The sequence below is a fragment of the Streptomyces sp. NPDC127117 genome (assembly GCF_042677325.1).
Taxonomy (GTDB): Bacteria; Actinomycetota; Actinomycetes; order Streptomycetales; family Streptomycetaceae; genus Streptomyces.
The window spans coordinates 1-13,887 of the sequence record NZ_JBHXTM010000052.1 but is presented as its reverse complement, the minus strand read 5'-3'; the positions used below and the strand labels follow the sequence as shown (position 1 = coordinate 13,887).

Annotated in this window: 11 protein-coding genes; 7 read left to right on the top strand and 4 right to left on the bottom strand. The window is 69.7% G+C overall.

The annotated features are described in order from the left end of the window. Positions 1 to 133: 133 nt before the first annotated feature. Positions 134 to 1,390: an extracellular solute-binding protein gene (locus tag ACFVH0_RS32650; RefSeq protein WP_385826165.1), complete on the bottom strand. Its 1,257-nt coding sequence runs from the start codon at positions 1,388 to 1,390 to the stop codon at positions 134 to 136. 201 nt (positions 1,391 to 1,591) lie between these two features. Between ACFVH0_RS32650 and ACFVH0_RS32645 the strand changes: the two genes are divergently transcribed. Beyond that, the gene (locus ACFVH0_RS32645; protein ID WP_093546549.1) at positions 1,592 to 1,807 is read left to right on the top strand and encodes a dodecin; all 216 of its coding nucleotides are present in this window, start codon (positions 1,592 to 1,594) and stop codon (positions 1,805 to 1,807) included. A gap of 84 nt (positions 1,808 to 1,891) precedes the next feature. Here ACFVH0_RS32645 and ACFVH0_RS32640 read toward each other — a convergent pair whose 3' ends face one another. Next, the gene (locus ACFVH0_RS32640) at positions 1,892 to 2,380 is read right to left on the bottom strand and encodes a hypothetical protein (RefSeq protein ID WP_385826163.1); all 489 of its coding nucleotides are present in this window, start codon (positions 2,378 to 2,380) and stop codon (positions 1,892 to 1,894) included. 12 nt (positions 2,381 to 2,392) lie between these two features. Then, complete coding sequence (locus ACFVH0_RS32635) at positions 2,393 to 3,472, bottom strand: hypothetical protein (RefSeq protein WP_385826161.1); 1,080 nt, start codon at positions 3,470 to 3,472, stop codon at positions 2,393 to 2,395. 248 nt (positions 3,473 to 3,720) lie between these two features. Here ACFVH0_RS32635 and ACFVH0_RS32630 point away from each other — a divergent pair, with 248 nt between their 5' ends. The 3 genes from ACFVH0_RS32630 to ACFVH0_RS32620 all read left to right on the top strand — a co-directional run bounded on the left by ACFVH0_RS32630 (position 3,721) and on the right by ACFVH0_RS32620 (position 9,682). Next, positions 3,721 to 5,112 carry a polysaccharide pyruvyl transferase family protein gene (locus tag ACFVH0_RS32630; RefSeq protein ID WP_385826159.1) on the top strand — a complete coding sequence of 464 codons (1,392 nt, stop codon included), beginning with the start codon at positions 3,721 to 3,723 and terminating at the stop codon, positions 5,110 to 5,112. Positions 5,113 to 5,243: 131 nt separating this feature from the next. Then, entirely contained in the window at positions 5,244 to 7,667 is a 2,424-nt protein-coding gene (locus tag ACFVH0_RS32625; RefSeq protein WP_385826157.1) for an ABC transporter, read from the top strand. 248 nt (positions 7,668 to 7,915) lie between these two features. Then, the gene (locus ACFVH0_RS32620) at positions 7,916 to 9,682 is read left to right on the top strand and encodes a glycosyl hydrolase family 18 protein (RefSeq protein WP_385826155.1); all 1,767 of its coding nucleotides are present in this window, start codon (positions 7,916 to 7,918) and stop codon (positions 9,680 to 9,682) included. Positions 9,683 to 9,778: 96 nt separating this feature from the next. Here ACFVH0_RS32620 and ACFVH0_RS32615 read toward each other — a convergent pair whose 3' ends face one another. Continuing rightward, complete coding sequence (locus tag ACFVH0_RS32615) at positions 9,779 to 10,645, bottom strand: fumarylacetoacetate hydrolase family protein (RefSeq protein WP_385826153.1); 867 nt, start codon at positions 10,643 to 10,645, stop codon at positions 9,779 to 9,781. Positions 10,646 to 10,795: 150 nt separating this feature from the next. On the opposite strand from ACFVH0_RS32615, the gene ACFVH0_RS32610 reads away from it, so the two are divergent. From ACFVH0_RS32610 to ACFVH0_RS32600, 3 genes are all read left to right on the top strand, one after another. Beyond that, positions 10,796 to 11,377: a TetR/AcrR family transcriptional regulator gene (locus ACFVH0_RS32610; RefSeq protein WP_385826150.1), complete on the top strand. Its 582-nt coding sequence runs from the start codon at positions 10,796 to 10,798 to the stop codon at positions 11,375 to 11,377. 195 nt (positions 11,378 to 11,572) lie between these two features. After that, positions 11,573 to 12,088 (top strand): VOC family protein, encoded by a 516-nt coding sequence (locus ACFVH0_RS32605; RefSeq protein ID WP_385826148.1) that lies wholly within the window; start codon positions 11,573 to 11,575, stop codon positions 12,086 to 12,088. Next, entirely contained in the window at positions 12,085 to 13,752 is a 1,668-nt protein-coding gene (locus ACFVH0_RS32600; RefSeq protein ID WP_385826146.1) for an FAD-dependent monooxygenase, read from the top strand. The genes ACFVH0_RS32605 and ACFVH0_RS32600 overlap by 4 nt, the downstream gene beginning before the upstream one ends. The last annotated feature ends 135 nt before the right edge of the window (positions 13,753 to 13,887 follow it).

Below are 13,887 nucleotides of genomic sequence, written 5' to 3'. Positions count from 1 at the left end.
CCGAAATGTGCGAAGGCTGAATCCCGGGGGTGGCCGAGACCGGACCACTGCGCCGGTCACACCGGACCACAACACCCGTGAGTGGCCGGTACCGGACCACAACAGCCGGGTGCGCAGCGGTGGGTCGTGCGGGTCAGCCCCCGGCGAGCTTGGAGGTGATCTTCGCCGAGGCGGTCTTCGCCTTCTGCTGCGGGTCGCCGCCCTCCAGCACCGCCGTCATGTAGGGCTTGATCGGGTTGTCGGCCTCGACGTCGGCCCACTGCGGCGAGTTGGGGGTCGCCCGGCCCTCGGTGGCGCCGCGGGCCATCGCCGCGGTGCCTTCCTGTCCCACGATGACACGCGCGAGGGCGGGCTTGTTGGGCACGTAGCTCATCGTTCTGGCCAGCTCCTCCTGCCACTTCCGGCCCGCCAGCGCCTTGACCACTTCGATGCCCTCGGTGCGCCGTTCCGCCTTGTCCGGGACGATCAGGTCGGAGCCGCCGGTGAAGACGGAGCCGGGCGCCTTCGCGGTCTTGCCCGGAATCGGGAAGTAGCCGAGTTTTCCCTTGAGTTCGGGATTCTGCTTCTCGATCTGCGCGACGGTGCCGGGCACCGAAATGATCTGTGCGACATTCCCTTCGGCGAACACATCGGCCTGCGGGGGCTTTTCCTCGTCCGCGTCCTTGGGACCGTCACCGAGCGCCTGGAGTTCCTTGTAGAAGCTCATGCCCCGCCGCGCTGCGGGACTGTCCAGGGCACCTTCCCACTGGCCGCCCTTCTCCTCCGCGAGTTCGCCGCCCTCGTCCCAGATGAATCCGGCGAGGACATACCAGTTCTGGCCCGCGAGGTAGATCCCCTGATTTCCGTTGCGGTTCAGGAGTTGGCTGTCCGCGATCCACTCGTCCCGGGTCTTCGGCGGGTTCTTTATGCCCGCCTGCTCGAAGAGCTCCTTGTTGTAGATCACCACTCGGTTGGCCGCGTACCAGGGAATGCCGTACTGCATGCCGTCGATGCTGCCCGGCTCGGCGAGACCCGGAAGCCACTCCTCGCTGCCGAGGTCACGCACGGACTCCAGGGTCAGATCGCGCAGGCCGCCGCTCTCCGCGTACTGGGCCACCTGGGTGTTGCCGACCTCGATGACGTCCGGGGTGTCCTTGCCCTTGAGGGCGCCGATGACCTTGGGGCCGATTCCGCTCCAGCTCTGGAACTTGAAGTCGAGTTCGACGGACGGGTGCTCGTCCTTATAGGCCTTTGTGAACCGCTTCAGGAAATCGGCGGAGACGCTGTCCTTCATCAGCCAGATCGTGACCTTCTTGCTGCCGGACGCCTCCGAGCCGGAGCCCAGGCCGCATCCCCCCAGGGCAAAGGTGGAAACGAGCGCGACGGCTCCGACGAGTATGCGGTTCTTCACCAGGTTCACCTTCTGCGAAACGGCACGACTTAATTCAGGACCCGGTGTGGGGGACTGCGGGCGGCGCTCGCACGGGCGTGGCTGGATTTTGGTATGGACCATTGATTTGGTCAAGGCCCGTTCACGGCACATTCTGCACTTCGACCCCTCGCGGACTCGGTCCGGGTGGGGCACCGTGGTAGGGACGAGAGGAGACATAAGATGTCAAATCACACCTATCGGGTCACCGAAATCGTCGGAACCTCGCACGAGGGCGTGGACGATGCCATCCGCAGAGGCGTCGCAAGAGCTTCGGAAACGTTGCACAATCTCGACTGGTTCGAGATCACCCAGGTGCGCGGCGAGATCAAGGACGGCCGGGTGGAGCACTACCAGGTCGGCCTGAAAGTGGGCTTCCGGCTCGACGAGACGAGCTGATACCGCCGCCCGGCGCCCATACCGACATCGACGCCGGCACGACCGGACCGAGGCCGAGGCGATCCTGCTGCGCGCCCGCCGGATTCAGGTACGGCCCTCGCGCTCCTGCGCGTCCTTGAGCGCGGCCGACGCCTGCGCCCAGCGGGCCCGCACCACGGTGAATCCGGCCTGCTCCGCCGCGTCGCAGACGAGTTCGTCGTCATCGACCAGCATCCGGACCTCACGCTCCCGGCCCAGCCGCTTCAGGATCTCCAGCTTGGTGTGCCGGGCCGGCCTGCGGTCGTCGTCGCGGCGCATGTACACCCGCCCCTCGGGCAGTCCGTGCTCCGCCAGCCAGGCCACGGTGTCCGGGCGGCACCGCTCGGGCCGCCCGGTGAGGTATCTGATCTCGCAGCTCTCTGCGCTGTCGAGTGCCAGTCGTACGCCCTCGGGCAGCGGCGGGTCGTCGACGGCCGCTGAGAAGAAGCCGTTCCAGTCGCGCCGGCGGCCCTCCAGGTAGTGCTGCCGGTGGCCGCTGTCCGCGAGCGTGCCGTCCAAGTCGAATACGGCCAGGGGCCGGTGGTCGCTTCTCACACCCCCAGCAAATCAGACCAGCGCGGCCACCAGGAGCAGCACGACCACGACCCCGGCCACCACCGCGGCGACCCGCAGGGACCTGCGCCTCGACCAGACCGGAAGCACCTCGGGGCCGTCGGACCCGGGGAAGACGTGGAAGACGTGATCGGGGTCGTCCGGGATCGTGACCGCCACCAGTGGCAGCCACTCGATCTCGGCCCGTCTGGCCACCTCGTCGGGCCGGGGCGCGAGCGCCGATTCGACGGCCTTGACGTGGGCGGGGTCCAGCGCCTCGGGTATCGGATCGTCGGCCGAGGTCAGCGTGGCCCGCTGCCACGCGCCGGTGCGTCCGGTCTGCTGGCGGACCCGCAGCGGCGGCGCCGGGTCCGGCAGTTTGACCGTGTTCCGCCGCGGCGCGTGTCCGACCGATCCGCCCGTCCACCGGGTGACCAGGCCGGTGCCCTCGCAAGGGGTGTGCTCCGTCGACCGTTCGCCTTCGCAGACCGGGCAGTCCCGGAAGCCCGTGTCGTCACACTTCGGGCACTTCTCGGTGCCCGACCCCTGGCATTGCGGGCAGGCGGTGCGGGGCTTGCGGCACTTCAGGCAGGTGGTCCGTCCGGCGGCGTCCCGCTCCCGCGACGATCCGGCCGGCGCACGGTCCTTGCGGCGTTCCCCCGTGCCGTCGCACCAGGTGCACGGCTCCACACCGTTGCAGGCGGGACACAACGGGCCGGTCTCGCAGCGCAGTTTCCCCTTGGCCCGGCAGCGCGAGCACGGCTGCCGGCCCTCGTCGCAGCCACAGGCCACCGTCCGCACCGAACCATGGAGCACCAACTCCACCTTCCGCGACCGGGCCGGGTCCTTCGGCGGTTCGACCGGATGGTCGCGAAGTTCCCCTTCGTACGTCGCCCGTTCCGATATGTCGTACTTGCCGGGTCTGGACTCCGGCTGTGTGCTACGGGTCTCCATGGAACGGACGATGCGCAGGTCGAGCATCGGGAGGCGGGTGATGTCGGCACCGCCCTGCCGCAACTGCGGCCCCTGCCCCGGACGGCCGATGTGCCGGGCGACCGCTTCGAGGATGTCGTCCTCGGACAGTGAGTCGGCCATGACGGCGCTTCCACCTCCCCGGTAGGCGCGCCAGCGCGCACGAGGCAGCGTACGGGCGGGGCCGCCGGGCGCTCAAGAGGGCCGCACGGGGAATGTCATGGGCTCCGCGCCGGGCTTCACCACTTCACCGCGCGCACGCCTGCTCGCGCACGGATGGGCGATCCGTCCCTCACGTTCCGCGCGGATCGCAAAAGGTTGTACAGGATCCGCATGGATCGACAAGCGTTTGTAAAGCTATATTCAGGTTTGTGGCATCCAACGTTAACGATGTGAAGCGAATACTCCTGCGTTCAGGGAAGAGCCCCTACGACGTCGTCCCTGTCGAGCGCGCTCTCCATGAGGACGTGTTCGCCACCAACTCGGGCAACCTGATCTTCAGCGATGCCACTCACAAGATCCTTGAGACTCCGCGCGCCCAGGTGGTGTCGAACGGCATCACCACGCGGGTCGCCGACGCCGACCGGATCAACAGCGAGTACGACGTCTTCGTGATACCGCTCGCCAACGCCTTCCGCCCCTCCTTCGAACGGCAGCTGGAGCGGCTGACCCAGCTCATCTCGAAGCTGAAGATACCGGTCGTGGTCCCGGGCGTCGGCGCCCAGACCGGCGTCAACTACTCCGCGGACCGGCTCAAGCCGATGCAGTCCACGGTCTACGCGTTCGTCTCCGCGGTGCTCGACCACAGCGCCTCCATCGGGGTGCGCGGCGAGTTCACCGAGCGGTATCTGCGGGACATGGGGTTCCGTGACGTGGACGTCATCGGCTGCCCCTCGATGTTCCTGGGCGGCAGCAGGCTCGTCGTCCGGGAGGACGGCCGGGCGCTCGGGCCCGAGTCCCGCATAGCCGTCAACGGATCGCACGACGCGGTACGCAAGCACAAGCTCGGGCAGATCATCGACCGCACCCACGCGCGCTACCCGCACCTCCGGTTCATCGGCCAGAACCTCTCCGACGCCCGTCAGCTGCACTGGCGCGACCTGTCCCACCAGAACGCCGCGGTGACCGACATCCCCACCCACCCCGACCACCCCATGTACGGGGAGGGCAAGGTGCGGGTCTACATCGACCCGGTCACCTGGATGGACGACCTGCGGGGCTTCGATTTCTCCTTCGGCTCCCGGATCCATGGCAACATCGCGGCGCTGCTGGCCGGCACGCCGGCCACGGTGCTCTGCGGCGACTCCCGGACGCTGGAACTGTGCCGCTACTTCGACATCCCGCACCGGATGCTCGCCAAGGTCCCGGCCGACCTCGATCCCGCCGATCTGCACGCCGCCGCCGACTTCGGGCCGCTGATGCGCGGTCACCAGGAGCGGTTCGACCGGTTCATGAACTTCCTCGACAAGAACGGCCTGGAGAACACCTTCACCCACGGCGACGGCGGCGCGGCCTTCGACAAGCGGATGAGCGGGCTGTCCTTCCCTCCGGGCGTCCGCCCCTGGATCGGCTCCGACCCCGCCGAGATGGCGCCCCGGCTCAACTGGCTCCAGACCCAGCTGACCGAACTCACCGCCGAGAACACCCAGCTCAAGCGGAAGATCCTGAAGAACTCCTCGCTGCCCGCCCAGCGGTCCACGTACCAGCGGGCCCGCAGCGTCGTGGGAAGGCCGATCAAGCGCGCGCTGCGTCCCTCCCGGTAGACCCGGGGCTTCTTCACCGATCCGCAGGGCCGGCCCGGCCGGAATCACGGGACGGCCTCCGATGCCTAGAATCGGAGTGTTTGTCCCCAGGCCGTCGGCCCTGCCCCGATCCGTAGGGAGTCCCCGCGCACATGTCCACCCCCCACGATCCGTACGTCCGGGTGCGCGGCGCCCGTGAGCACAACCTCCAGGACGTCTCGGTCGACATCCCGCGCGACACGCTCACGGTCTTCACCGGGGTCTCCGGCTCCGGGAAGTCCTCCCTCGCGTTCGGGACGATCTACGCCGAGGCCCAGCGCCGCTACTTCGAGTCGGTCGCGCCGTACGCCCGCCGGCTGATCCATCAGGTCGGCGCGCCCGCGGTCGGTGAGGTCACCGGACTGCCGCCCGCCGTCTCGCTGGAGCAGCGCCGCTCGGCGCCCGGGGCCCGCTCGTCCGTCGGTACGGTCACCACGCTCTCCAACTTCCTGCGCATGCTCTTCTCGCGGGCCGGGGACTACCCGGCCGGTGCGGAGCGGCTCGACTCCGACGCCTTCTCGCCGAACACCGCCGCCGGTGCGTGCCCGGAGTGCCACGGGCTCGGCCTCGTCCACCGCACCACCGAGCAGCTGCTGGTCCCCGACCCCTCTCTGTCGATCCGGGACGGTGCGATCGCGGCCTGGCCGGGCGCGTGGCAGGGCAAGAACCTGCGCGATGTGCTGGACGCGCTGGGTCACGACATCGACCGGCCGTGGGGCGAGCTGGGCGCCGAGGAGCGGGAGTGGATCCTGTTCACCGACGAGCAGCCGGTGGTGACGGTCCATCCGGTGCGGGAGGCGGGGCGCATCCAACGCCCCTACCAGGGCACGTACATGAGCGCCCGCCGCTATGTGATGCACACCTTCGCGGACTCGAAGAGCCGCACCCTGCGGACGAAGGCCGAGCGGTTCCTCACCAGTGCCCCGTGTCCGGCCTGCGGCGGCAGCCGGCTGCGCCCCCGGGCGATGGCCGTCACCTTCGCCGGCCGTACGATCGCGGAGCTGGCGGCACTGCCGCTGACCTCCCTGTCCGAGCTGCTGCGCACGGCGGGCGGCAGCGACACGGCGCAGGTGCTGACGGCGGATCTGCTCGCCCGGATCGAAACGGTCACCGAACTCGGCCTCGGCTATCTCAGCCTCGACCGCACCGCTCCCACGCTCTCCTCCGGCGAGCTGCAACGGCTGCGGCTGGCCACCCAGTTGCGCTCCGGACTCTTCGGGGTCGTCTATGTGCTGGACGAGCCGTCGGCCGGTCTCCATCCGGCGGACACCGAGTCGCTGCTCGGGGTGCTGGGACGGCTGAAGGAGGCCGGGAACTCGGTCTTCGTCGTGGAGCACCAGATGGATGTGGTACGCCGGGCCGACTGGCTGGTCGATGTGGGGCCGCTGGCCGGTGAGCACGGGGGCCGGGTGTTGCACAGCGGCCCTCCGGCCGGGCTCGCGGAAGTGACGGAGTCGGCCACCCGCCGCTTCCTCTTCGACGACGGGCCCGTGCCGGAACGGGAGGTGCGTGCGCCGTCGGGCTGGCTGCGGCTGAGCGGGGTCGACCTGCACAACGTGCGGGGAGTGGACGCGGCGTTCCCGCTCGGCGTCTTCACGGCCGTCACCGGGGTCTCCGGATCGGGGAAGTCGACGCTGGTCGGTCAGGTCCTGGCCGGTGCGCTCGCCGACCGGCGGGCCGGTGCCGGCGAGGACCCGGCCGCGGAGCGCCCGGCACCCTGGTGTGCCTCGGCGCAGGGGCTGGATGCGGTGGACCGTCTCGTACAGGTCGACCAGCGGCCGATCGGCCGTACCCCTCGGTCCAATCTGGCCACGTACACCGGGCTCTTCGACGTCGTGCGCAAGCTGTTCGCCGGGACGGAGACCGCCCGGGAGCGCGGCTACAGGGCCGGCCGGTTCTCCTTCAATGTGGCGGGCGGGCGGTGCGAGACCTGCCAGGGCGAGGGATTCGTCTCCGTGGAGCTGCTCTTCCTGCCCAGTACATACGCACCCTGTCCGGACTGTCATGGTGCGCGGTACAACCCGCAGACCCTGGAGGTCACACTGCGGGGTCTGGACATCGCGCAGGTGCTGGATCTGACGGTGGAGTCGGCGGCCGGGTTCTTCGCGGGCACTCCGGGCGCCGAGCGCAGTCTGCGGACCCTGCTCGACGTGGGGCTCGGCTATCTGCGGCTCGGTCAGCCCGCGACGGAGCTGTCCGGCGGTGAGGCCCAGCGGATCAAGCTCGCCACCGAGCTCCAGCGCACCCGGCGGGGCCACACCCTGTATCTGCTGGACGAGCCGACGACGGGGCTGCACCCCGCCGATGTCGAGGTGCTGATGCGGCAGTTGCACGGCCTCGTCGACGCGGGCGACACGGTGGTGGTCGTGGAGCACGACATGGCGGTGGTCGCAGGCGCCGACTGGGTGATCGACCTCGGTCCCGGCGGCGGCGACCAGGGCGGGCGCATCATGGCGGCGGGGACGCCCGTGGACGTGTCCCGGGCGGCCCGGAGCCACACGGCTCCGTACCTCCGGACCGCACTCCACCGCGACTGATCACTGAACCGTCGTCAACTCCCCTGCTTGCCTTGCGCGTTGCCGCTCCTGGCAAGCAAAGGGGAATGAAACAGTAAAGAACATTGACAGTCATCTGGTCCAGACCAATTATGGGCATGCCTCACGGCCGCTCCTCGCCGTGCGGCACGTGACCCCGGCCGGGAATCACAGGAACGGGCCGCGCCCGGCGACGGGTGCGGCCGAGCCGTGCGATCCGCCCGTTGTCTCACCCCGCTGGGAGCTGCCCCATGAGACCTCCAAGAACAGTCGGCGCCGTCCTGAGCGCCTTGGCCACCGTCGTCGCGTCCGCAGGTCTGATTCTCGGATCGGGCGCCGGCGCACAGGCCGCCGCGACCGCCGCCTCTCCCCTGCCCGCACACGTCTTCGCCCCGTACTTCGAGGCGTGGAACGGCGACAGCCCGGCCGCACTCTCGCAGGCGTCCGGCGCCAAGTACCTGACCATGGCCTTCATCCAGACGGAGGCCCGCGGTTCCTGCACCCCCTACTGGAACGGCGATTCGAGCACACCCATCGCCCAGTCCGAGTTCGGCGCCGACTTCACCACCATCCGGTCCCGCGGCGGCGACGTGATCCCGTCGTTCGGCGGCTACACGGCCGACAACGGCGGCACCGAGATCGCCGACAGCTGCACGAGTGTCGACTCCATCGCGGCGGCCTACGAGAAGGTCATCACGACCTACGACGTGTCCCGTCTCGACATGGACATCGAGGACAACTCGCTGGAGAACAGCGCCGGGATCGACCGCCGCAACAAGGCGATCAAGAAGGTGCAGGACTGGGCGGCCGCCAACGGGCGCTCGGTGCAGATCTCGTACACCCTGCCCACCACCACGAGCGGTCTGGCCGACAGCGGTCTCGCGGTGCTGGAGAACGCGGTGTCCAACGGCGCCAAGGTCGATGTCGTGAATCTCATGACCTTCGACTACTACGACGGCGCCTCGCACAACATGGCGCAGGACACCCAGACGGCGATCACCGGGCTCAAGGGCCAGCTGGCCGATCTGTACCCGTCGAAGACCGACGCCCAGCTGTGGGGCATGACCGGCATCATCGAGATGCCGGGCATCGACGACTACGGCCCGGCCGAGACGTTCACCACGGCCGATGCCACCTCGGTCTACAACTGGGCCGTCGCCAAGGGTGTCAGCACCCTGTCGTTCTGGGCGCTCCAGCGCGACAACGGCGGCTGCCCAGGCACCGGGGGCAGCGACACCTGCTCCGGCATCGCTCAGGACACCTGGTACTTCACCCACACCTTCGCCCCGTTCACGGGCGGCGGCACCGGTCCGGTGACGGACGACTACTCGGTGGCCGTGGCCCCCGCCTCGGCGACGGTCGCCCCCGGTGGCTCCACGACGGCGACGGTGAACACCGCGGTCATCTCCGGCAACGCGAAGACCGTCGCGCTGACGACGAGCGGGGCGCCCGCCGGTGTGACGGCGACGCTCAGCCCGGCCTCGGTCACCGCGGGCGGGACGTCGAAGCTGACGGTCGCCGCTTCGGCGTCCGCGGCCCCCGGCACGTACCGGATCGATGTCACCGGCACGGCGGGCACGCTCAGCCACGCGGCGGCCTTCACCCTCACGGTGTCGGGCCCGGGTGGCGGCACCGGGGCCCTGGTCAACGGTGACTTCGAGTCGGGTTCGCTCGGCCCCTGGACGTGCGAGTCCGGTGGCGCGGTCGTCTCCACGCCGGTGCACGGCGGTACGCACGCACTCGCCGCGGCGGCCACCGCGTCGCAGACCGGCGAATGCGCTCAGACGCTCACCCTGTCGCCCAACACCAAGTACACACTGAGCGGTTGGGTGCAGGGCAGCTACGGCTACCTCGGTGTGCGGGGCGACGCGACGGCCAGCGTCTGGGGCTCGTCGAGCGGTTACGCCAAGCAGTCGGCCGCCTTCACCACCGGCTCGACCGGCAAGGTGACCGTCTATCTGCACGGCTGGTACGGGCAGGGCACGGTGTACGCGGACGACCTCTCCGTCACTTCCTGACCCCGCGAGTCGTCCGGGACTTCCCGGCTCCGGAGGTGGGCGGCCTCCGGAGCCGGGAACAGCACCGCACCGGGACGCTCCCGGGCGGCTCGGTGTTCAGGCCGCCACCACGCCGCTGCGCAGCGATCCGATGCCTTCCACCTCGACCTCCACGAGGTCGCCGGGCCGGAGGAACCGGTTGGAGAAGACACCCGCACCGCGCGGTGAGCCGGTGCAGATCACATCGCCCGGCTCAAGGGTCTGATACCGCGAGAGGAACGAGATCAGCTCGGGCAGGCGGTGGATGAGGCTGCTGGTGCGATCGTCCTGGCGCAGCTCGCCGTTGACCCGGGTCCGGATGCGCAGGTCGAACGGTTCGGCGAACTCGTCCTCGGTCACCAGACAGGGCCCGAGCGGCTTGAAGGTGTCGAAGCTCTTGGAGACGCCGATGGACGCGGTCGGATCACCCGACATGGCACGGCGCTGGATGTCCCGGGCCGAGACATCGTTGACCACCGTCAGACCGGCAAGGTATTTCCCGGCGTCCGCGGTCGCCACGGCCGTGGCGGTGCGGCCGATCACCGCGGCCACCTCGCCCTCGTAGTCGACCTCACCGGCCGCGACGGCCGGGAGGACGATCGTCTCCGACGGCGCCATCACCGCGGATCCGGCGACGACCTGGAAGTTCGGCTCCTCCGGCATCCGGACGGAGCCCCTGCCCAGCGCCGCCAGCATCTCAAGCGCCTCCTCGGCGTGGCTGCGGTAGTTGAGGCCGACGATGAGGACCTTGCCGGGGCGGCGCACCGGGGCGAGGACCCGCACCTCGCCGAGTGCGACCCGGCGCACCGTCCTCGCCGACCGCGCCGCCGCGACGCCGGGACCGCGCAGCAGCGCGCCCAGCTCGTCGAAGGGCAGATCGAGCAGCGACAGCTCCCCCGGGCGGTCCTCCCGGGCAATGCCTTGATCGGTGCTGTACAGACGCATCACGAACTCCCTCGTTCGGCCGGCCCACATTCTCTTGCTCTTAAGCCAAGAGGCATCTTGTACGAGAGTCAAGAGATGTGGCCGGACGCCATGGGGGACACCCGCTGCCGCCCGCGTACGCCGGGCACCCCCGGCATAGGCTTCCGTACCATGCCACGCAATCGACAGCAGATTCCGAAGGCCGAGCGCGAGGCCGCGCTGGTCGACCACGCATGGGAGCTCTTCGCGGCCCGGGGATACAAGGGGACCAGCCTGGCCGAGGTGGGGCGCGCCGCGGGCGTCGCGGCCAACGCGGTGCGCTGGTACTTCCCCACCAAGGACGACCTCTTCGCCGCCGCACTCGATCACTACGTCACACAGGCACGGGAGCGCATCGAAGCGGACGAGGAACTCACCGGAGACCCGCAGCGCGAACTGGTGGCGCTCCTGCTGGACATGGAGCCGTACCGGGGGCTGCACCGGGAGGCCTACGAACGGATCGGAGACTCGGAGGCGCTCGCCGCGACGTACGGGCGGATCCAGGAGTGGCTCGAAGGGCGCCTGCTGACCACCATCACCGGCAAACTGCCGGCCGACGCCGATGTCGGCCTGATCGCGGACACCGCCCATGTGCTCTTCGAGGGCCTGCTGGTCAGCGTCCGGCGCCTGGACCGCCCCACCGCGGAGGTCGTCCAGCTCCTGACCGAGGCACTCACGGCAGCCGCGGCCGCGCGCTGCGGCACCGCCGAATGACGAAACAGCCGCTCACGCGGCTCACGGAGTAGGAGCGACATCGAGCCGAGCACCCCGGGACAGCCGGAACGCCACCTTCCGGGCACCTCGCGACCCGTGAGCGACCCCCTCTTGTCTGCCATACAAGAACGCACCTATGCTGCTCTTGCATGCCAGACAAGAAGGCGTCGCGCCTACGACCAGGAGGTCGCTCCCATGGCTTCTCCGAGCAAACTCGCCCATGTCGTTCTCAAGACCGGTCAGCCGACAGCCATGACCGAGTGGTATCTGCGCGTCCTGGAAGGACGTGTCACCTTCGCCAACGACTCCCTGGCCTTCCTCACGTACGACGATGAACACCACCGGATCGCGCTGATCTCCACCGGGGCCTCGGAGCGCCCGGGAGATGGACACACCGGCCTGCACCACGCGGCGTTCACGTACGACACGCTCGCGGATCTGCTCGGCACCTACCAGCGGCTGAACGCGGAGGGGATCCACCCCTTCTGGTGCGTCAACCACGGGCCGACCACCTCGATGTACTTCGAGGACCCCGACGGCAATCACATCGAACTCCAGATCGACAACTTCGCCACCGAGGAGGCCCTCCACGAGTGGTTCGCCTCGGGTGCCTTCGAGGAAGATCCGATCGGTACCCGTTTCGACCCCGACGAACTGGTCCGCCGTTTCGAGTCCGGTGAGCCCCTCGCCGATCTGGTCAAGCGCTCATGACGGCCGCCGACACCCCCGTGGTCATCATCGGCGCCGGTCCCGTCGGACTGGCCACGGCGCTGGTGCTGGGCCGGCACGGCGTGCCCAGCGTCGTGTGCGAACAGTACGGAGGCATCAATCCGCATCCCCGTGCCCATGTCGTCAACACCCGGTCGATGGAACTGCTGCGGAGCTGGGGAATCGCGGACGCGGTCCGCAAGGACTCGGTGGACCCCCGGTGGGCGCTCAGCATCCACTGGAAACAGACCCTCTCGGGTTCCGGACTCGGCCGGATCAACATGGCCGAGGGGCACGGGGAGCAGCTGCTCCGGCGCATCGACGCCTCCCCCGAGATGATCACCTCCTGCGCCCAGGACCGCGTGCAGCAGCATCTCCTCGAAGCGGTCCTCTCGCAGGGCATGGCGACCGTCCGCCACAACACCACCGTCCTCGACATCGCGGACCGCGGCGACGCGGTCGATGTCAGCGTGGAGGGCGGGCAGCGGAAACAGACGCTCCGTGCCCGCTACGCCGTTGCCGCGGACGGGGCGGCCGGTGGCGTACGGGAGAAGCTCGGCATCACGACCGAGGGCTCGCCGGTCCTGGGCCATCAGCTGAACATCTACTTCCACGCGGACCTGTCCCCCTGGACCGAGGCCGATCCGGCCCTGCTCATCTGGGCCATCAACACCACCTCCCCCGGTGTCTTCATCGGGATGGACGGTGTCCGCAGATGGACGTTCCAGCGGAGCTTCGATCCGGCCACCGAGTCGCCCGAGGACTACTCGCCCGAACGGTGCGCCCGGATCATCCGGGAGGCCGTCGGCGTGGACGAGCTGGATGTGGAGATCCGGTCGGTGGGCCCCTGGACGATGGTGGCGAGGACCGCCGAACGGTACCGGAGCGGCCGGGTCTTCCTCGCGGGCGACGCCGCCCACCAGTTCCCCCCGACGGGCGGTCTGGGCATGAACACCGGCCTGGCCGACGCGGACAACCTCGGGTGGAAGCTCGCCGCGGTGCTGGGCGGGTGGGCTCCCGAATCCGTGCTCGACAGCTACGAGAGCGAACGCCGCCCGGTCGCCGTCGGCAACGCCCGCCACAGCGTCCTCAACGCGACGAAGATGGCCGAGGCGGGGATCGGGCCGGACACCGCCGCCATCGCCGCCCGGCTCGAAAGCCCGGACCCGGAGATCGCTGCGCGGGAGCGTCGGCGGCTCGCGGCGGCCATCCCCCCGCAGCGCCCGCATTTCGACGCCCTCAACCAGGAGATCGGATACGTCTACGGAGCCGGGGGACACGCGGAGGGGGACGCCGGTGGCCCGCTCCCGGCGACGGAATACTCGCCCTCCCCGGTCCTCGGGGCGCGGCTCCCGCACGCCTGGGTCGAACGCGACGGTGCCCTGCTGTCGACGCTCGATCTCCTCTTCCCGGGTTTCACGCTGATCACGGGGCCCGCCGGCTCGAAATGGGCCGCGGCGTTCGAAGAGGCCGCCGGAGGGGTTCCGGCCCGGACGATCGTCGTGGGCCGGGACATCGAGGTCGTCGACGACTCCGTTCTGGAACGCCTCGGGATCGCCGAGGACGGAGCCGTCCTCGTACGCCCCGACAGCCACATCGCGTGGCGCAGCTGCGACGGCTCGCCCCTGCCGCTCGGCACCGCCCTCTGCGAAGTGCCGGACGCCTAGGGTCTTTCGTCTGGATCAGCCCGGCCTGATCCGAACGAAAGACCCTCGCCCCGGTCCGCACAACCGCTTCGAGCCGGATGGTTCGCGCGGCGCCGGTCCTTCGGGGCCACCTCGAAGGAACGGCGCCCCGGACCC

Excerpts from the sequence above, each read along its gene's own strand:
- ACFVH0_RS32635 (WP_385826161.1), bottom strand. The coding sequence starts at position 3,472 with ATGGCCGACTCACTGTCCGAGGACGACATCCTCGAAGCGGTCGCCCGG.
- ACFVH0_RS32605 (WP_385826148.1), top strand. The coding sequence starts at position 11,573 with ATGGCTTCTCCGAGCAAACTCGCCCATGTCGTTCTCAAGACCGGTCAG.
- ACFVH0_RS32625 (WP_385826157.1), top strand. The coding sequence starts at position 5,244 with ATGTCCACCCCCCACGATCCGTACGTCCGGGTGCGCGGCGCCCGTGAG.
- ACFVH0_RS32645 (WP_093546549.1), top strand. The coding sequence starts at position 1,592 with ATGTCAAATCACACCTATCGGGTCACCGAAATCGTCGGAACCTCGCAC.
- ACFVH0_RS32610 (WP_385826150.1), top strand. The coding sequence starts at position 10,796 with ATGCCACGCAATCGACAGCAGATTCCGAAGGCCGAGCGCGAGGCCGCG.
- ACFVH0_RS32615 (WP_385826153.1), bottom strand. The coding sequence starts at position 10,645 with ATGCGTCTGTACAGCACCGATCAAGGCATTGCCCGGGAGGACCGCCCG.
- ACFVH0_RS32620 (WP_385826155.1), top strand. The coding sequence starts at position 7,916 with ATGAGACCTCCAAGAACAGTCGGCGCCGTCCTGAGCGCCTTGGCCACC.
- ACFVH0_RS32600 (WP_385826146.1), top strand. The coding sequence starts at position 12,085 with ATGACGGCCGCCGACACCCCCGTGGTCATCATCGGCGCCGGTCCCGTC.